This window comes from Cellulomonas sp. CW35, assembly GCF_052378485.1.
Lineage (GTDB): Bacteria > Actinomycetota > Actinomycetes > Actinomycetales > Cellulomonadaceae > Cellulomonas > Cellulomonas uda.
On the sequence record NZ_CP199000.1, the window covers coordinates 1844703 to 1863623 of the forward strand.

Here is an 18921-nt window from a genome sequence, read left to right on the forward strand (position 1 = left end):
GTGCGGGCTCCGGGGGCGCGCGTGCGAGGCACCACGCGTCAACGGCACGCCACCGGGCGCGCCGCCACGTACTTCCTCCCATCCGGACTTTCACCGTCGGTCCTGGAGTTCCACCAGGTCAACCGCCTCGGCCGACTCTCGTCGCCCTGGGCGGGTCGCGGACTGTCACCGCCGGCTCGGACTTTCACCGACCCCGGAGCACGTGTACTCGACCCCGGCTGACGCCGTGGCCTTCTCCTGGATGATGCCACACCCCGCGGGGTGCATCGACGAACGTGCTCGTCAGGCCCAGATCGTGGACGCGAGGTCGCGCAGCGCGTCGACCTCCGCCGCGGCGTCGTCGGCCCCGTAGACCGCCGAGCCGGCGACGAACACGTCCGCCCCGGCCTGCGCGACGCGCGCGATCGTCTCGCGCGAGATCCCACCGTCGACCTGCAGCCAGGTGTCCGTCCCCGCGTCGGTGATCGCCTGCCGCGTGCGGCGGATCTTCGGGAGCGTCCCGTCGATGAAGGACTGGCCGCCGAAGCCCGGCTCGACGGTCATGACGAGGACCATGTCGAGCTCCGGCAGCAGGTCGAGGAACGGCTCCACCGGCGACGCGGGCCGCAGCGCGACGCCCGCGCGGACCCCGAGCGCGCGCAGCTCGCGCGCCAGCCGGACCGGCGCCTGCGTCGCCTCCGCGTGGAACGTGACCGACGCCGCCCCCGCGTGCGCGAACTGCGGCGCCCAGCGGTCCGCGTCCTCGATCATGAGGTGCACGTCGACCGGGACCGGCGAGATCTCGGCGATGCGCCGCACCACCGGGAGCCCGAGCGTGAGGTTCGGCACGAAGTGGTTGTCCATCACGTCCACGTGCACGAGGTCCGCGTTCGCGATCCGCCCGAGCTCGCGCTCGAGGTTGACGAAGTCGGCGGACAGGATGCTGGGCGCGATCTTGGCGGGCACGCGGCCAGCCTAGTCAGGCGTCCCGGCCGGCGCCCCGCCGCGTCCGCCCACGGCCGCTCATCGGCGCCGCAGCAGGGTCAGGTGCATCGCGTCCGTGCCGTGCACGTGCGGCCACAGCTGCAGGTCCAGCCGGTCGCCCACGAGGTCCAGCGGCCCGGAGGCGACCTCGCGCGCCACGGCACGCGCGTCGAGCGTCTCGACCTCGAGCCCGGCCTTCGCCGCAGCGCGCAGCGCGTCGGTCACGACGAGCCGCGTCTCGGCCAGGTGGGGCGAGCACGTCACGTACGCGACGACTCCCCCGGCCCGCACGGCCCGCAGCGCCGAGCCGAGCAGCTCGCGCTGCAGCGCCGCGAGACCCACGAGGTCCGCGGGGGTGCGCCGCCACCGCGACTCGGGCCGGCGCCGCAGCGCGCCCAGCCCCGTGCACGGCGCGTCGACCATCACGCGGTCGAACGCGCCCGGCTCGGCCGCCCCGAGCTCGCGCCCGTCGCCCGTGCGCACCGACTCGACAGCGCTCGCCGGCACCGCCCGCAGCGACTGCTCGACCAGCCGCGCGCGGTGGGGCTGGACCTCGTTCGCGACGAGCCGGGCACCGCGCTGCGCGGCCAGGGCCGCGAGCAGCGCCGCCTTGCCACCCGGCCCCGCGCAGAGGTCGAGCCAGCGCTCGTCGCGGCCCTCCAGCGGCGCCGCGGCGAGCGCGAGCGCGACGAGCTGGCTGCCCTCGTCCTGCACGCCCGCCCGGCCGGTGCGCACGGCCTCGACGCCCGCGGGGTCGCCGCCGCCCGGCAGCACGGCCACGGGCGACACCCGGCCGGGCTCCGCCTCGGCACCGGCCTGCTCGCACAGCTCGGCGGTCGTCACCAGACCCGGCCGGGCGACGAGCGCGACGCGCGGCGCCGCGTTGTCCGCCGCGAGCAGGTCGCCGACGTCGTCGGCCGCGCGGCCGTCGCACACGAGGGCCTCGCGCAGCGCCCGGACGACCCACTCGGGGTGGCTCTGCGTGACCGCGAGCCGCGCGACGGGGTCGGTCTCCTGCGGGTCCGCCGCGTCACCGACCAGCGCGAGCCACGCGTCCAGGTCCTCGCGCGCGACAGCGCGCAGCACCGCGTTGACGAACTGCGACGCACCCGCGCCCGCGCGCTCACGCGCGAGCCCCACGGTCTGCGAGACGGCCGCGTGCGCCGGCACGCGCATGCCGAGCAGCTGGTGCACGCCGAGGCGCAGCAGGTCGAGCACGGGCGGGTCGATGCGCGTGACGTCACGCCCGGCGGCCTGCTCGACCACGGCGTCGTAACGCCCGCGCAGCCGCAACGTGCCGTACGTCAGCTCGGTCGCGAACGCCGCGTCCCGGCCCCGCACCCCACGCTCGCGCAGCAGCGGAGGCAGCACGAGGTTGGCGTACGAGTCGCCCTCGTCGACCGCGCGCAGCACGTCGTACGCCGTCGCGCGCGCGACGTCCGCCGTCCGCGCACGCTGCGACGGTGCCTGCGCCGACCGCTGCCCACGCCCCTCGGCACGCGCCGCGCCACGCTGGCGGCCGCGCGCGTCACGCCGGTCGTCGGCGCCGCGGCGGTCCTGCGCGCCCCGGTCGCCCGGACCGCGGCCACGGCCCTCGCCCCGGCGGGGCTGCTCGCCGCCGGCCTGCGGTCTCACGCCGCGCCGCCGGCGAGCCCGCTGCCGCCGCCGAGCACGCCGGCCCCGGCGACCACGGTGCCCAGCACCGTGCCCTCGGCAGGCCGTGCCCCGCGCGCCCAGTCCGCGGCGGGCATCGCCCGCTTGCCCGGTGGGGTCACGTCACCGAGCCGCACCGCGTGCCCCGCGGTCCCGACGAGCACGTCGTGCTTGCCCGCGCGCACCTCGCCGGGCGCGAGGTCCGTGACGTCGGGCACCTGCGTGACCGGACCGAGGCCGAGCCGCGAGCCGTCGGGCAGCGTCGTCCACGCGCCCGGGGCGGGCGTGCAGCCGCGGATGCGGCGGTCGACGACGTGCGCGGGCGCGCCCCACCGCACGCGCGCGTCCTCCACCTCGACCTTGGGCGCGTGGCTGACCCCGTCGAGCGGCTGGGCGACGGGCGTGAGGTGCCCGTCCTCGAGCGCGTCGAGGGTGCGCACGAGCAGCGTCGCGCCCGCGACCGCGAGCCGGTCGAGCAGGTCGCCCGAGGTGTCGCGGGGCCGGATCGTCTCGGTGAGCGTGCCGAGCACGGGGCCGGTGTCGAGCCCCTCCTCGAGCAGGAACGTCGTCGCGCCGGTCACCTCGTCGCCGGCCATGATGGCGTGCTGCACGGGCGCCGCGCCGCGCCAGGCGGGCAGCACCGAGAAGTGCAGGTTCACCCAGCCGTGCGCCGGCACCGCCAGCAGCGCCGGCGGCACGAGGGCGCCGTACGCGACGACGGGCGCCGCGTCGACGCCGAGACCGCGGATCTCCTCGACGACGGCGTCGTCGCGCAGCGTGCGGGGCGTCAGCACGGGGATGCCGGCCTCGAGCGCGCGCTCCTTGACGGGGCTCGGGGTGAGCGACCGTCCGCGGCCCGAGCGGGCGTCGGGACGGGTGAGGACGGCGACGACCTCGTGGCGGGAAGCGAGGAGGGCCTCGAGGCTCGCCAGCGCGGGCGACGGGGTTCCGGCGAACAGCAGACGCATGGGCTCGATCCTAGGAGCGCACGCGGCCGGCAGCCGCACGCGGTGACGACCGCGCTCGTCGGCGCACGCGACGGCCCGGACCTCGGTGGCCCCTCAGCCCAGGTCCGAGGGGTCGAGCTGGACGCGCACCGTGCCGCCCTCGCGCCGCGCCGACCGCACACCGAGCGACGCCGCGACGGCGGTGGCCAGCGCCGCACCGGCGCTGCGCGGCACCCGCAGCAACGTGCGCACGTCGGGCTCGAACGCGCCCCGCTCCGCGCCCGCGACCGGCACGGGACCGAGGACGTCGAGCGGTGCCGGCAGCGGCGCGGCCCGCACCCGCTGCACGACCGCCGTGACGGCCTCCCGCGTGCCGGTGACGGACGCCATGCGCACGCTCGGCGGGAGTCCGAGCACGGCCCTCTCGTCGAGCTCGCGCTCCGCGAGACCCGCGGGGTCCCAGCGCACGAGGGCCTGCGACGCGCGCGGCTCCGCGTCCCCGACGAGCAGGACGACCCCGCCCTCGCCCACGGGGCGCACGAGCGCGGCCGCCGTGAGCCAGCGCCGCACCGCGTCGGGCAGCACACCGAGAGCCGAGCCGGCGGTCGAGACCGCCGCGTCCAGGAGCACGGCCGCGGCGTAGCCCGCGGGCGCGACCGGTTCCGCGCCGGGGGTCGCGACGACGAGCGCGGGGCGGTCGGGCACCTGCGCGACGACGCCGCTCGCGGCGCGTGCGCCGGACACGACCACGGGCACGCCCGGGAACGCCCGCCCGAGCTCCTCGGCGGTCCGCTCCGAGCCGACGCGCACCGACCGCAGCGCGGACGCGCCGCACTCGTCACAGCGCCAGTCGGTCGCCATCCGGCCGCACCAGGCGCACGTCGGGCTGCCGTCCGCGCGGTGCAGCCCGAGCGGCCCGTGGCACGCGGTGCAGCGGGCCGACGCGCGGCAGCGCCCGCACGCCACCGCGGGCAGGTAGCCCGCCCGCGGGACCTGCACCAGCACGGGACCGTCCGCGAGCCGGTCGCGGATCGTGCGCCACGCGGGCGTGGGGAGGCGGGCTGCCGCGGCAGCGCCTTCACGGGCGAGCTCGGTGGACGTCAGAGCCTGCACGCGCGGCGTGCGGGCGCGGACCCGGGCGCGGTCCGCGCTGACGTCGCGCGCCCACCCCGACGCGACGAGTGCCTGCGCCTCGACCGTGCGCGCGTGCCCACCCACGAGGAGCGCCGCGCCCTCGAGGTCGGAGCGCAGCGCGAGGACCTCGCGCACGTGCGGGTACGGCGCACGCGGCTCGGCGTGCAGCGGGTCGCCGTCGTCCCAGCAGACGGCCAGGCCCAGGTCGTGCACCGGCGCGAACGCCGCCGCCCGCGTCCCGACGACGACGTCCGCGTGGCCCCGGACGGCGGCGAGGAACGCGCGGTACCGGGCAGCCGGCCCTTCCTCGGCCGTGAGCCGGACCGCGCCGCCGCGCACCCCGGGGCTCCAGCGCGGGACGTCGGCGGCGGCGAGCGCGTCGAGCACGCGGTCGACGTCACGTCCGTCCGGGAGGACGACGAGCGCGCCCCGGCCGCCCAGCACGGCGGCGGCGGCGGCCTGTGCGACCGCCGCCGGCCACCGCTCGTCGACCTCCCCGGGCAGCGCGGTCCACACCGCGCGCGGCGCTCCCCCGCCCCGGACGTGCTGCACGAACGCGGACCCGCCGCGGTAGTCCGCCCACGCGGTCGCGTCGGGTGACGGCGGCGGCACGAGCGCGGGCTCGGTGGCCTGCGCCTCGGCCTCGACCCGCGCGTGGCGCGGCGGGACGGCGAGGCGCAGCACGTCCGCCAGCGTCCCGGCCCACCGGTCCGCGACCGCGCGCGCGAGCCGCGCGACCTGCGGCGTGAGCACCGGCTCGGGCGACACGAGGCGGCGCAGCGGGACCAGTGCCCCGTCGTGCTCAGCCGTCGCGACGCGCTCGAGCACGTAGCCGTCGGCGTCCTGCCCGCCGAACCGCACCTTGACGCGCGTGCCGGGGACGGCGTCGTCGGACATCGTGGCGGGCACGAGGTACTCGAACGTGCGGTCGAGGTGCGCGGGCGGCAGGTCGACGCACACGCGCGCGACGGGCAGCGTCTGCGCGACCGCCGCCGTAGCGGCGCGCGGACGCCGGCGCGCCCGCGGTGCGGGCACGCCCTCGAGCGTCAGCTGCTCCGGGTCCACGGGGTCATCTCACCATCACCGGCCCACGCGGCGCGGTCGGCCCGACACGGGCCTGCGCCGCCCGCGAGCACGACGGTCCGGGTCAGCCGACCGCCGCACGCAGCTCGTCGACCCGGTCCGTGCGCTCCCACGTGAAGTCCGGCAGCTCACGGCCGAAGTGCCCGTACGCCGCCGTCTGCCGGTAGATGGGCCGCTGCAGGTCGAGCGTGCGGATGATCGCCGCGGGCCGCAGGTCGAACACCTGCCGGATCGCCTCGGTGAGGCGGGCGTCGTCGACGACGCCGGTGCCGAACGTCTCGACGTACAGACCCACCGGGTGGGCCTTGCCGATCGCGTACGCGACCTGCACCTCGCACCGGCGTGCGAGCCCGGCCGCGACGACGTTCTTGGCGACCCACCGCATCGCGTACGCGGCGGAGCGGTCGACCTTCGACGGGTCCTTGCCCGAGAACGCGCCACCGCCGTGCCGGGCCCAGCCTCCGTACGTGTCGACGATGATCTTGCGTCCCGTCAGGCCCGCGTCACCCTGCGGACCGCCGACCACGAACTGGCCGGTCGGGTTGACGAACAGGTCGTACGACGACGTGTCGAGGTCCACCTGGTCCAGGACCGGGCGGATGACGTGCTCCAGGATCGCCGGGCGCAGCTGCGTGTCGAGCTGCACGTCCGGCTCGTGCTGGGTGGACAGCACCAGCGCGTCGAGCCGGACCGGGCGGTCCCCCTCGTACCCGATCGTCACCTGCGTCTTCCCGTCGGGCCGCAGGCCGGGGACCGTGCCCTCCTTGCGGACCCGGGCGAGGCGCTCGGACAGCCGGTGCGCGAGCCAGATGGGCAGCGGCATGAGCGACGGCGTGTCGTCCGACGCGAAGCCGAACATCAGGCCCTGGTCGCCCGCGCCCTGCAGGTCGAGCTCGTCGTGGTCGTCCGCGTCCTGGCGGACCTCGATCGACTTGTCGACGCCCATCGCGATGTCGGGCGACTGCTGGCCGATCGACACGGACACCCCGCACGACTCGCCGTCGAAGCCGATGTGCGACGACGTGTACCCGATCCCGCGCACGACCTGGCGGATGATCTGCGGGATCTCGACGTACGCCTCGGTGCTGACCTCTCCCGCGACGTGCACCAGACCAGTGGTCACCATGGTCTCGACCGCCACCCGGGCGACCGGGTCCTGCTCGAGGATCGCGTCCAGGATCGCGTCCGAGATCTGGTCGCAGATCTTGTCCGGATGCCCCTCCGTCACCGACTCGGACGTGAAGAGGCGCATCGCGGGAACAGTCATGGGACCAGCGTAATCGCGTGCGCGGGCGTCCCCGCGCTCACACCAGCGCGCGGACCGCGTCCCACAGCGCGTGCGCGACGTCGTCCTTGCTGCCGCGCGCGCTGGCCACGGGACGGCCCGCCGCGTCGAGGATCGTCACCTCGTTGTCCTCGGTGCCGAAGCCGAGCCCGTCACCGACGGCGTTGACGGCCAGCAGGTCGGCGCCCTTGCGCAGCGCCTTGGCGCGGCCGTGCTCGAGCACGCTGCCCTGCGCGTCCCCGGTCTCGGCGGCGAACCCGACGACGACCTGACCTGGGCGGACACGGTCACGCGCGAGCTCGGCGAGCACGTCGACCGTCTCGACGAGCTCGATCGTGGGCGCCGGGGCGCCCTCGCGCTTCTTGATCTTGGCGTCGGCCGGGCTGACCGGCCGGAAGTCGGCGACGGCCGCCGCCATGACGACGACGTCGGCGTCCTTCGCCGCGGTGCGCACGGCGTCGCGCAGCTGCGCTGCCGTCCCGACCGTCACCACGTCGACGCCCCCGGGCGGCGGCACGGCCAGGTTCGCGGCGACGAGCGTCACACGCGCACCGCGCGCGAGCGCGGCCCGCGCGAGCGCGACACCCTGCCGTCCCGAGGACCGGTTGCCCAGGTAGCGCACCGGGTCGACGGGCTCGCGCGTGCCCCCCGCGGACACCACGACGTGCAGCCCCGCCAGGTCGGCCGGGCGTGCGTCGACGAGAGCGAGGGCGGCCGCGGCGATCTCGTCCGGCTCCGGCAGGCGGCCGGGGCCGGTGTCCGCCCCCGTGAGCCGCCCCGAGGCGGGGTCGAGCACGTGCACACCGCGCGACCGCAGGGTCGCGACGTTGGCGACGGTGGCCGGGTGCTCCCACATCTCCGTGTGCATCGCCGGCGCGAGCAGCACGGGTGCCCGTGTGACCAGCAGGGTCGCGGTCAGCAGGTCGTCGGCCTGGCCCGACGCGGCGCGTGCGAGCAGGTCCGCGGTCGCGGGCGCGACCACGACGAGGTCCGCGTGCTGACCGATCGCGACGTGCGCGACCTCGTCGACGTCCTCGAAGACGTCGGTGGTCACGCGCTGGCCCGACAGGGCCTCCCACGTGGGGCGCCCGACGAACTCGAGCGCCGCACGCGTGGGCACGACGCGCACCTCGTGCCCCGCCTCGCGCAGCACGCGCAGCAGCAGGACCGCCTTGTAGGCGGCGATACCGCCCGCGACACCCAGGACGATGCGCACGCGCGTGGGTCTCAGCCCTCGGTGGCCTCGACCGTCAGCAGGCCCTTGTCGATCTCGCGCATCGCGATCGACAGCGGCTTCTCCTGCGGACGCGTCTCCACGAGCGGACCGACGTACTCGAGCAGGCCCTCGTTGAGCTGCGAGTAGTACGCGTTGATCTGGCGCGCGCGCTTGGCCGAGTACAGGACGAGCGCGTACTTCGAGTCGGCACGCTCGAGCAGCTGGTCGATCGGCGGGTCGGTGATGCCCGTGGGGGCGGCGACGGTTCCGGACACGGAGGACTCCCGAGTTCGAGGGGTGGGATCAAAGGACGAGCTGAGACGAGTCTACCCGCGTGTCACGCGGGGACCACGCCCATGACGCGCACGAGCTCGTCCGTGGCACGGGTCACGTCGTCGTTGACGACGACGTGGTCGAACTCGGACTCGGCCGCGAGCTCGACGCGTGCGGTGGCCAGCCGGCGCTCGCGCTCCTCGGCGTCCTCGGTGCCGCGGCCCACGAGGCGGCGCACCAGCTCGTCGAACGACGGCGGTGCCAGGAACACGAACCGCGCGTCCGGCATCGTCTCGCGCACCTGCCGAGCGCCCTGCAGGTCGATCTCCAGCAGCGTCGGCACACCGGCAGCGAGTCGCTCCTGCACGGGACCGCGCGGCGTGCCGTAGCGGTTGCGCCCGTGGACCACCGCCCACTCCAGCAGCTCGCCGTCGTCGACCATGCGGTCGAACTCCTCGGCCGAGACGAAGTGGTAGTGCACGCCGTCGACCTCGCCGGGGCGCGGTGCGCGCGTCGTCGCGGACACCGACAGCCACACCTGCGGGTAGCGCGCGCGGACGTCGGCCGAGACCGTCCCCTTGCCGACGGCCGTGGGTCCCGCGAGCACGGTCAACCGCGCGGGCGTCGTGGTCATCGCGGCTGAGAACTCCTCGCTCGGGGGTGCGCGGCTGCGTCGCCGGACCGTCCGCAGGGGACGTCCGACGACGCAGCGCGACCCTACCTCAGCCGAACCGCTTGACGAGCTCGTCGACCTGGTGCGGGCCGAGCCCGCGCACGCGGCGGGTCTCGGAGATGCCGATGTCGGACATGATCGCCCGGGCCTTGACCTTCCCCACGCCCGGGAGCGACTCGAGCAGGGACACGACCTTGAGCTTGCCGATCGTCTCGTCCTGCTGACCCTGGGCGATGACCTCGGAGAGGCTGCCCTGCGAGTACTTGAGGCGGTTCTTCACCTCGGCACGGGCCTGCCGGGCAGCGGCGGCCTTCTGCAGCGCTGCAGCGCGCTGTTCGGGAGTCAGCGGAGGGAGTGCCACGCGCGTCACCTTCTCATCCAGAGCTTCACCAGCCCAGCTGCCTGAACGGAGCGGACCTGGGGCGAGAAGCCCGCCCCCTGACCGGACCGGCGCCCACGTGATCGCGGGCTGCACCTGTGAACCTAGCGACCGCCCCAGGGGTCGGCAATGTGAACACGCCCGACAAGACGGACCCGCGACCTGCGGGAACGGAGCGGAGCCGGGCACGCCGGTGGGCGGGGTGCGCGACCTCGCCCGGGCGCACCCCGCCCACGAACCGGTTCAGTCCCGTCCGGACGGGTCAGCCCAGCGCCGCTGCGGCCTCCTGCGCCGCGCGCAGCGCCGCCGCGCGCAGGGACGAGACGTCCGGGCCGGCACGCAGCACCCCGCGCGACGAGGATGCCAGCACACGCCCCCGCGCCTCGCCGAACACCGCGCGCAGCTCGTCGGGACCGGCACCCTGCGCACCCACCCCCGGGGCCAGCAGCGGGCCGTTGACGGCCACCAGGTCGGTCCCGGTGGACCGGGCGGCGTCACCGACGGTCGCCCCCACGACGAGCCCGACCGAGCCGAGCGGCTGCGCGCCCGCGTTGAGCGCGGCGGCCTGCGCGGCGACGGCGGCCGCGACCGAGCGGGGCGCGCCGGTCGTCGGGTCCGGCGCCACCGCGTGCTGCACGTCACGCCCCTCGGGGTTCGACGTGAGGCACAGGACGAACAGCCCGCGACCCGTGGTGAGCGCGAGGTCGACCGCGGGTGCGAGCGACCCGAACCCGAGGAACGGCGAGACCGTGAGCGCGTCACCCGCGAGCGGCGAGCCGTCGCGCAGGAAGGCGTCCGCGTACGCGCCCATCGTCGAGCCGATGTCGCCGCGCTTCGCGTCGACGACGACGAGCGTGCCGGCGTCGCGACCCGCCGCGACGACCTCCTCGAGCACCGCCAGCCCGCGCGAGCCGTGGCGCTCGAAGAACGCCGCCTGCGGCTTGACCGCCGCGACACGGCCACCGACCGCCTCCATGACCGTCAGCGCGAAGCGCCGCAGCCCCTCGGCGTCGTCGGGCAGGCCCCACGCGTCGAGCAGGCTCGCGTGCGGGTCGATACCGACGCACAGCGGGCCGTGCGCGGCCATGGCAGCGGCCAGCCGCGCCCCGAAGGGCGCCCGCTCTCCCGCCGCGCTCACGCGGTGACCGCCTCGCGGCGGGCCGCCGTCGCGCTCTCGTGCTCCTGCAGGCTCGTGACCGCGTACGGCCCCGCCTGGGCCGCCTCGATCGCCTGCACCGCCGCGCCGAGCTGCTGGACCGTCGTGACGAGTGCCTTGTCCGCCGCGACCGTGGCCGCCCGGATCTCGTACCCGTCCGCTCGCGCGCCCTGGCCGGACGGCGTGTTGACGACCATGTCGACGTCACCCGCGACGATCAGGTCGACGATCGTCGGCTCGCCCTGCGGGCCACGACCGGCCGAGTTCTTGCGCACCACGGTCGAGCGGATCCCGTTGCGCCGCAGCACGGTCGCGGTGCCCTCGGTCGCGAGGATCTCGAAGCCGAGCTCCGTGAGGCGCTTGACCGGGAACACGATCGAGCGCTTGTCCCGGTCGGCGACCGAGATGAACGCCTTGCCCGCGTCGGGCAGACCGCCGAACGCCGCGTCCTGGGACTTCGCGAACGCCGTCGGGAAGTCGGTGTCGAAACCCATGACCTCGCCCGTCGAGCGCATCTCGGGCCCGAGCACCGTGTCCACCACGTGGCCGTCGCCCGTGCGGAACCGCTTGAACGGCAGCACGGCCTCCTTGACCGCGATGGGCGCCTCGAGGTCGAGCACCGAGGCGTCCGCGGCCGGGAGCAGCCCCTGCGCCTTGAGCTGCGCGATCGTCTTGCCGGTCATGACGTGCGCCGCGGCCTTGGCGAGCGAGACGCCCGTGGCCTTCGAGACGAACGGCACGGTGCGCGACGCACGCGGGTTCGCCTCCAGCACGTACAGGACGTCGCTGACGAGCGCGAACTGGATGTTCAGCAGGCCGCGCACCCCGACCCCGCGCGCGATCGCCTCCGTCGAGAGCCGGATGCGCTCGAGCTCGGCGAGCGAGAGCGTCACGGGCGGCAGCACGCAGGCCGAGTCGCCCGAGTGGATGCCCGCCTCCTCGATGTGCTCCATCACGCCGCCGAGGAACAGCTCCTCGCCGTCGAACAGCGCGTCGACGTCGATCTCGATCGCGTCGTCGAGGAACCGGTCGATCAGCAGCGGCGAGAGCGTGCCCGTGCGACCGCCGTCGGCGGCGTTCTCGAGCGCGCGCTCGACGTACTCGGTGAGCTGCGTCTCGTCGTAGACGATCTCCATGCCGCGGCCGCCGAGGACGTACGACGGGCGCACGAGCACCGGGAAGCCGATGCGGCGCGCGGTGTCGCGCGCACCGGCGAGCGTCGTGGCCGTGCCGAACGCCGGCGCGGGCAGGCCCGCGGCCTCGAGCACCTTGCCGAACTCGCCGCGGTCCTCGGCGGCGTCGATCGCATCGGGTGCGGTGCCGAGGATCGGCAGACCCGCGTCCTGCAGGCGCTGCGCGAGCGACAACGGCGTCTGGCCACCGAGCGTCACGATGACGCCGGCGACCGGTCCGGCCGCGAGCTCGGCGGTGTAGACCTCGAGCACGTCCTCGAACGTGAGCGGCTCGAAGTAGAGCCGGTCGGACGTGTCGTAGTCCGTCGAGACGGTCTCGGGGTTGCAGTTGACCATGACGGTCTCGTACTCGCCCTTGAGCGTCAGCGCGGCGTGCACGCACGAGTAGTCGAACTCGATGCCCTGCCCGATGCGGTTGGGCCCCGACCCGAGGATGAGGATCGCGGGACGCTCGCGCGGCGCCACCTCGGTCTCCTCGTCGTACGTCGAGTAGTGGTACGGCGTGAGCGCCGCGAACTCCGCGGCGCACGTGTCGACGGTCTTGTAGACCGGGCGCAGGCCCACCGCGTGCCGCGCGCCGCGCACCGCGTCCTCGGTGGTGCCGCGCAGCTGCGCGATCTGCGCGTCCGACAGACCGTGGCGCTTGGCGTGCTCCAGCACGTCGCGCGTGAGCGCAGCAGCCGTGCGGGTCTCCTCCGCGACCTCGTTGACGAGCACGACCTGGTCGAGGAACCACGGGTCGATGCCCGTGCGCTCGTAGACCGTCTCGACGCTCACGCCCGCGCGCAGCACCTGCTGGACGTCGATCAGACGCCCCTCGGTCGGGCGGGCGATGCTCTCCACGAGCGCGTCGAGCTCCGCACCCGACGCCACCTCGCCGGCCCAGTGGAACACCGAGCCCTTCTTGTCGATCGACCGCATGGCCTTGCCGAGCGCCTCGGTGAAGTTGCGCCCGAGGGCCATGGCCTCGCCCACCGACTTCATGGTGGTCGTCAGCGTCGGGTCGGCCGCCGGGAACTTCTCGAACGCGAACCGCGGGACCTTCACGACGACGTAGTCGAGCGTCGGCTCGAACGACGCGGGCGTCGAGCCCGTGATGTCGTTGGGGATCTCGTCGAGCGTGTAGCCCACCGCGAGCTTCGCGGCGATCTTCGCGATCGGGAAGCCGGTCGCCTTCGACGCGAGGGCCGACGAGCGCGACACGCGCGGGTTCATCTCGATGACGACGACGCGCCCCGTCGTCGGCTCGACCGCGAACTGGATGTTGCAGCCGCCGGTGTCCACGCCGACCTCGCGGATGACCGCGATGCCGATGTCGCGCAGCCGCTGGTACTCGCGGTCGGTCAGCGTCAGCGCGGGAGCGACCGTGACGGAGTCGCCGGTGTGCACCCCGACCGGGTCGACGTTCTCGATCGAGCAGACGACCACGACGTTGTCGTGCTTGTCGCGCATGAGCTCGAGCTCGTACTCCTTCCAGCCGAGGATCGACTCCTCGAGGAGCACCTCGGTGGTCGGCGAGTAGTGCAGGCCCTGCCCGACGATGCGGCGCAGGTCCGCCTCGTCGTACGCGATGCCCGAGCCCAGTCCGCCCATCGTGAACGACGGGCGCACGACCACCGGGTAGCCGAGGTCGACGACCGCGGCGAGCGCGTCGTCCATGGTGTGCACGATCGCGGAGCGCGCGGACTCCCCGCCGCACACCTCGACGACCTGCTTGAACTGCTCGCGGTCCTCGCCCTTCTGGATCGCGGGGATGTTGGCGCCGATGAGCTCGACGTCGTACTTCTCCAGGACCCCGGCCTCGTCCAGCGCGATCGCGGCGTTGAGCGCGGTCTGGCCGCCCAGCGTCGGCAGGATCGCGTCGGGACGCTCCTTGGCGATGATCGAGGTCAGCACCTCGGTCGTGATGGGCTCGACGTACGTCGCGTCCGCGAACTCGGGGTCCGTCATGATCGTGGCCGGGTTGGAGTTCACGAGGACGACGCGCAGGCCCTCCTCCTTGAGCACGCGGCAGGCCTGCGTGCCCGAGTAGTCGAACTCGCACGCCTGGCCGATCACGATCGGGCCGGACCCGATGACCAGGACGCTGGAGATGTCGGTGCGGCCAGGCATCAGGCGGCGCCCTTCGTGGTCGAGTGCATGAGGTCGAGGAAGCGGTCGAACAGGTAGGCGGCGTCGTGCGGGCCGGCCGCGGCCTCGGGGTGGTACTGCACCGAGAACGCCGGCAGGTCGAGCGCCTGCAGCCCTTCGACGACGTCGTCGTTGAGGTCGACGTGCGACACGACGACGCGCCCGTAGCGACCGCCGTCGTGCGGCGCGACGGTCTCGCCGTCGAGCGGCGCGTCGACCGCGAAGCCGTGGTTGTGCGCGGTGATCTCGACCTTCCCCGTCGCCCGGTCGACGACCGGCTGGTTCACGCCGCGGTGCCCGTAGCCGAGCTTGTACGTCCCGAACCCGAGCGCACGCCCGAGCAGCTGGTTGCCGTAGCAGATGCCGAAGAACGGGATCCGCCGGTCGAGGACCTCGCGCAGCAGCTCGATCTCGTGCGTCGCGGCGCCGGGGTCACCGGGGCCGTTCGAGAAGAACACGCCGTCCGGGCCGGTCGCGAGGACGTCCTCGATCGTCGACGTCGACGGCAGCACGTGCACGCGGATGCCGCGCTCGGCCATGCGCTGCGGGGTCATCGACTTGATGCCGAGGTCGACCGCGGCGACGACCGCGCGTGGCTGCGCGAGCGGTGCGCCGTCCTCGTCGAGCGCCTCCACGACGTACGGCTCGCTCGTCGTGACCTCGCCCGCGAGGTCGGCGCCCACCATCGCGGGCGCCGTCAGGACCTCCTCGAGCAGCTCGGAGTCCGTCTTGTCCCCCAGCGCCTCGCCCGAGAAGATCCCGGCCCGCATGACGCCCCGCTCGCGCAGGTGCCGCGTGAGGGCGCGCGTGTCGAGGCCGGAGATCCCGACGACGCCCTGCGCCGCGAGCTCGTCGTCCAGCGTCCGGCGGGAGCGCCAGCTCGACGGCACGCGTGCGGGGTCTCGCACGACGTACCCGGCGACCCAGATGCGCCCCGACTCGGGGTCCTCGTCGTTGACGCCCGTGTTGCCGATGTGGGGCGCGGTCATCACGACGATCTGGCGGTGGTAGCTGGGGTCGGTGAGCGTCTCCTGGTACCCGGTCATCCCGGTGTTGAAGACGATCTCGCCGAGCGTGGTGCCGCGCGCGCCGTACGCCTGGCCCGCGAAGCTGCGACCGTCCTCGAGCACGAGGCGGGCGGGCTCCCGGCGGGTGGCCGAGGTCGTCGTCGCGGCGGTGGTGGTGTCCGTGGTGGTGTCCGTCATGGCATCTCCTGGTTGCCGCCCGGGGCGGCGGGGGTCTGAGGTTCGAGGGCGGCGACCGCGGCCACCAGGGCCTCGCGGTCGGCCGCGTGCCGGGGCAGCAGGCCGGTGTCCAATCCGCGGTCGTCCGCGGCGCCCGGCGGGAGCCAGCTCACGACGACGAGACCGTCGCGGCCGACGACCTTCCCGGCGATGCCGGGTGCCCGGGCGACGCCGCGCAGCGCGGCGCGTGGGACGAAGACGTCGTGCGCACCGGTGCGACGCACCAGCACACCCGTGTCGTGGACGCTCACCTGCGCCGGGCTGCGCACGCCCAGGTCGTTCGCGACGACCCGCTCGAGCCAGTCGCCCGCGAGGGTCGTCGAGACGTAGACCGCGTCGAACGGGCCCGCGAGCAGCGCACCGAGCTCGTCCGGCACCGCGGGGATCGTCGGTACCGCGGCCAGCGTGCGTCGTCGGCGGCGCTCCCACCCCACGCGTGCGCCCCACAGGGCCAGCACGAGCAGGACGAGCATCGCGCCGACCGTGACGGCCTGCCGGGCGGTCACCGCGCCACCGCCACGTCGTCGTCGCACGGCACGCCGTCCAGCACCGTCGCGCGCCCGCGCAGGAACGTCGCGACGACCGCGCCGGGCAGCTCGCGGCCGCGGAACGGCGAGTTCACCGACTTCGTGGCCTGCGCCTCGGGCCGGACGACGCGGCGCGCGGCCGGGTCGACGAGCGTGAGGTTGGCGGGCTCCCCCACCGCGATCGGACGCCCGTGCCGGTCGTCGACGCGGCCGATGCGCGCGGGCGCCGTCGACAGGACGCGCGCCACGTCAGCCCACGTCATCCGGCCGGTGTCGACCATCGCCTCCTGGACCACGGACAGCGCGGTCTCCAGACCGGTCATGCCGAACGCGGCCGCGGCCCACTCGCAGTCCTTGTCCTCGCGGGGGTGCGGCGCGTGGTCGGTCGCCACGATGTCGATGGTGCCGTCCGCGAGGCCCTCGCGCACCGCCTCGACGTCGGCCTGCGTGCGCAGCGGCGGGTTGACCTTGTAGATCGGGTCGTACCCGCGCGCGAGCTCGTCGGTCAGCATCAGGTGGTGCGGCGTGACCTCGGCCGTCACGTCGATGCCGCGCGACTTGGCCCACCGCACGATCTCGACGGACCCGGCCGTCGACAGGTGGCACACGTGCAGGCGCGAGCCGACGTGCTCGGCGAGCAGCACGTCACGCGCGATGACGGCCTCCTCGGCGACCGCGGGCCAGCCCGCGAGACCGAGCTCGGCGGACACGACGCCCTCGTGCATCTGCGAGCCGGCGGTCAGCCGCGGCTCCTGCGCGTGCTGCGCGACGACGCCGTCGAACGCCTTGACGTACTCGAGCGCGCGCCGCATGACGACCGGGTCGTGCACGCACTTGCCGTCGTCGGAGAACACGCGCACGCGCGCGGCGGAGTCGGCCATCGCACCGAGCTCGGCGAGCCGCTCGCCCTCGAGCCCGACGGTCACGGCACCGACCGGGAAGACGTCGACCCAGCCCGCGCGGCGTCCGAGGTGCCACACCTGCTCGACGACGCCCGCGGTGTCCTGCGTCGGCGTCGTGTTCGCCATCGCGTGCACCGCCGTGAACCCGCCGACCGCCGCGGCGCGCGTGCCCGTCGCGATGGTCTCGGCGTCCTCGCGGCCCGGCTCGCGCAGGTGGGTGTGCAGGTCGACCAGGCCGGGCAGCGCGACCAGGGCGCTCGCGTCGACGACGACCGCGTCGTGCGGTGCGTCGAGCCCGGTGCCGATCTGCGCGACCACGCCGTCGGCGAGGAGGAGGTCGGTGCGCTCGGCGCCCAGCGGTGAGACGTCGCGCAGCAGGTACGTGGTCACTCGGCACTCCTGTTCGAGGTGGGCTGCGGCGTCGCGGCGGGCGTCGTCGGCCCGCCCGCCAGCAGCAGGTACAGCACCGCCATGCGGACCGCGACGCCGTTCGCGACCTGCTCGACGATCACGGCGCGCGGGCTGTCCGCCGCGTCCGCGGAGATCTCCAGACCGCGGTTCATCGGTCCGGGGTGCAGCACGATCGCGTGCTCGGGCAGCGCCTCGAGGCGACGCGCGTCGAGCCCGTAGCCGCGCGTGTACTCCAGCGGGCTCGGGAAGAAGCCGCCGCCGGCGCTCGACATCCGCTCGCGCTGGACGCGCAGCATCATGACCGCGTCGGGCTTGCCGTCCACGATCACGTCGTCGAGCCGGTAGCTCACGTCGCACGGCCACGCCTCGACCCCCACGGGGACCAGCGTCGGCGGCGCGACGAGCGTGACCTGCGCACCCAGCGTGTGCAGCAGCTGGACGTTCGAGCGGGCGACGCGGCTGTGCAGGACGTCGCCGACGATCGCCACGTGCAGACCGTCGAGGTCGCGGCCCGTCGTGTCCCGCGTGCCGCCGGCGCCGACGAGGTGGCGGCGCAGCGTGTACGCGTCGAGCAGTGCCTGCGTCGGGTGCTGGTGCGTGCCGTCACCCGCGTTGACGACCGCGCCGTGCGTCCAGCCCGACGCCGCGAGCGTCTGCGGCGCACCGCTCGCCTGGTGCCGGATCACGACCGCGTCCGCGCCCATGGCCTGCAGCGTCAGCGCCGTGTCCTTGAGCGACTCGCCCTTGGACACGCTCGAGCCCTTGGCCGAGAAGTTGATGACGTCCGCCGACAGGCGCTTGGCGGCCGTCTCGAAGCTGATGCGGGTGCGCGTCGAGTCCTCGAAGAACAGGTTGACGACCGTGCGGCCGCGCAGCGTCGGGAGCTTCTTGATCTCGCGCGCCTGGGTCGCGGCCATCTGGCCGGCCGTGTCGAGGATCAGGACGGCCTCGTCGCGGGTCAGGTCGCCCGCCGAGAGCAGGTGCTTCACGCGGCACCCCCCGGCGTCGCCGGCTCGTCGGCCGACCCCTCGATCAGCACCGCGTCGCGTCCGTCGCGCTCGCTGAGCAGCACACGCACGCGCTCGGACTGCGAGGTCGGCAGGTTCTTGCCGACGAAGTCCGCACGGATGGGCAGCTCGCGGTGGCCGCGGTCGACGAGCGCCGCGAGCTGGACCGCGCGCGGGCGTCCCAGGTCGGAGATCGCGTCGAGCGCCGCGCGGATCGTGCGGCCCGAGAACAGCACGTCGTCGACGAGGACGACCACCTTGTCCTCGAGGTCACCCGGCACCTGGGTCGTGCCGATGGACCGCGTGGGCTGCTGGTGCAGGTCGTCGCGGTACATCGTGACGTCGAGGCTCCCGACGAGCCGGTCGGCGTCCAGCCCCGGCTCGACGTCCGCGATGCGCGCCGCGAGCCGGTGCGCGAGGGGGACACCGCGGGTCGGGATGCCGAGCAGGACCACGTCCTGGCCGCCCTTGTTGCGCTCGAGGATCTCGTGCGCGATCCGGGTCAGCGCCCGGGCGATCTCGGCCTCCCCGAGCACGACGGTCGCCGTCGCGCTCTCCCGCTGCTCCGCGGGGGTGTCGGGGTGTTCCGGCGCGGGACCCGGTGCGGGGCCGCCGTCGGACGGTGTGGGCAGGGCAGCGTTCATGAGCGACTCCTTCCCCGCCTCACGGGACGGGAGTTAAAGGAAGGTCAGCGGTCCTCGCCAGCCTACCGCCTGGGCCCCGTCGACCCGGGTGCGTGTCCGTG

General features: G+C 74.9%; 16 protein-coding genes and 1 riboswitch. All 16 genes read right to left on the reverse strand.

Annotated elements, in window-relative coordinates:
* Window positions 1-64: 64 nt before the first annotated feature.
* A riboswitch (FMN riboswitch) is annotated at window positions 65-206 on the reverse strand.
* Between the two features lie 76 nt (window positions 207-282).
* Window positions 283-945, reverse strand: a complete 663-nt coding sequence (gene rpe / locus ACT17Q_RS08525; RefSeq protein WP_094179994.1) for a ribulose-phosphate 3-epimerase — start codon at window positions 943-945, stop codon at window positions 283-285.
* Window positions 946-1002: 57 nt separating this feature from the next.
* A complete protein-coding gene (locus ACT17Q_RS08530; protein ID WP_444661861.1) occupies window positions 1003-2598 on the reverse strand; it encodes an RsmB/NOP family class I SAM-dependent RNA methyltransferase in 1596 nt (531 codons plus the stop codon).
* Entirely contained in the window at window positions 2595-3584 is a 990-nt protein-coding gene (fmt, locus tag ACT17Q_RS08535) for a methionyl-tRNA formyltransferase (protein WP_444661863.1), read from the reverse strand. The genes ACT17Q_RS08530 and fmt overlap by 4 nt, the downstream gene beginning before the upstream one ends.
* Before the next feature lie 93 nt (window positions 3585-3677).
* Window positions 3678-5762, reverse strand: coding sequence for a primosomal protein N' (locus ACT17Q_RS08540; protein ID WP_444661865.1), 2085 nt, complete (start codon window positions 5760-5762; stop codon window positions 3678-3680).
* Between the two features lie 82 nt (window positions 5763-5844).
* Window positions 5845-7047, reverse strand: coding sequence for a methionine adenosyltransferase (metK, locus tag ACT17Q_RS08545; protein WP_094179990.1), 1203 nt, complete (start codon window positions 7045-7047; stop codon window positions 5845-5847).
* Between the two features lie 37 nt (window positions 7048-7084).
* Complete coding sequence (gene coaBC / locus ACT17Q_RS08550) at window positions 7085-8281, reverse strand: bifunctional phosphopantothenoylcysteine decarboxylase/phosphopantothenate--cysteine ligase CoaBC (RefSeq protein WP_444661868.1); 1197 nt, start codon at window positions 8279-8281, stop codon at window positions 7085-7087.
* An 11-nt stretch (window positions 8282-8292) separates the two neighbouring features.
* Window positions 8293-8556: a DNA-directed RNA polymerase subunit omega gene (gene rpoZ, locus ACT17Q_RS08555; RefSeq protein ID WP_094179988.1), complete on the reverse strand. Its 264-nt coding sequence runs from the start codon at window positions 8554-8556 to the stop codon at window positions 8293-8295.
* Window positions 8557-8618: 62 nt separating this feature from the next.
* A complete protein-coding gene (gene gmk, locus ACT17Q_RS08560) occupies window positions 8619-9188 on the reverse strand; it encodes a guanylate kinase (protein WP_141319518.1) in 570 nt (189 codons plus the stop codon).
* 88 nt (window positions 9189-9276) lie between these two features.
* On the reverse strand, window positions 9277-9588 hold the full coding sequence (gene mihF / locus ACT17Q_RS08565; RefSeq protein WP_094179986.1) for an integration host factor, actinobacterial type: 312 nt from the start codon (window positions 9586-9588) through the stop codon (window positions 9277-9279).
* Window positions 9589-9868: 280 nt separating this feature from the next.
* Entirely contained in the window at window positions 9869-10693 is an 825-nt protein-coding gene (gene pyrF / locus ACT17Q_RS08570) for an orotidine-5'-phosphate decarboxylase (RefSeq protein WP_232514752.1), read from the reverse strand.
* 47 nt (window positions 10694-10740) lie between these two features.
* Window positions 10741-14067: a carbamoyl-phosphate synthase large subunit gene (carB, locus tag ACT17Q_RS08575; protein WP_444661871.1), complete on the reverse strand. Its 3327-nt coding sequence runs from the start codon at window positions 14065-14067 to the stop codon at window positions 10741-10743.
* A complete protein-coding gene (gene carA, locus ACT17Q_RS08580; RefSeq protein ID WP_141319524.1) occupies window positions 14067-15290 on the reverse strand; it encodes a glutamine-hydrolyzing carbamoyl-phosphate synthase small subunit in 1224 nt (407 codons plus the stop codon). The genes carB and carA overlap by 1 nt, the downstream gene beginning before the upstream one ends.
* Window positions 15287-15835, reverse strand: coding sequence for a PH-like domain-containing protein (locus ACT17Q_RS08585; RefSeq protein ID WP_444661874.1), 549 nt, complete (start codon window positions 15833-15835; stop codon window positions 15287-15289). The genes carA and ACT17Q_RS08585 overlap by 4 nt, the downstream gene beginning before the upstream one ends.
* On the reverse strand, window positions 15832-17148 hold the full coding sequence (locus ACT17Q_RS08590) for a dihydroorotase (protein ID WP_094179982.1): 1317 nt from the start codon (window positions 17146-17148) through the stop codon (window positions 15832-15834). Before ACT17Q_RS08590 ends, ACT17Q_RS08585 begins: the two co-directional genes overlap by 4 nt.
* On the reverse strand, window positions 17145-18158 hold the full coding sequence (locus ACT17Q_RS08595; protein WP_444661876.1) for an aspartate carbamoyltransferase catalytic subunit: 1014 nt from the start codon (window positions 18156-18158) through the stop codon (window positions 17145-17147). Before ACT17Q_RS08595 ends, ACT17Q_RS08590 begins: the two co-directional genes overlap by 4 nt.
* Complete coding sequence (gene pyrR, locus ACT17Q_RS08600; RefSeq protein WP_268534096.1) at window positions 18155-18820, reverse strand: bifunctional pyr operon transcriptional regulator/uracil phosphoribosyltransferase PyrR; 666 nt, start codon at window positions 18818-18820, stop codon at window positions 18155-18157. The genes ACT17Q_RS08595 and pyrR overlap by 4 nt, the downstream gene beginning before the upstream one ends.
* Between the last annotated feature and the right edge of the window lie 101 nt (window positions 18821-18921).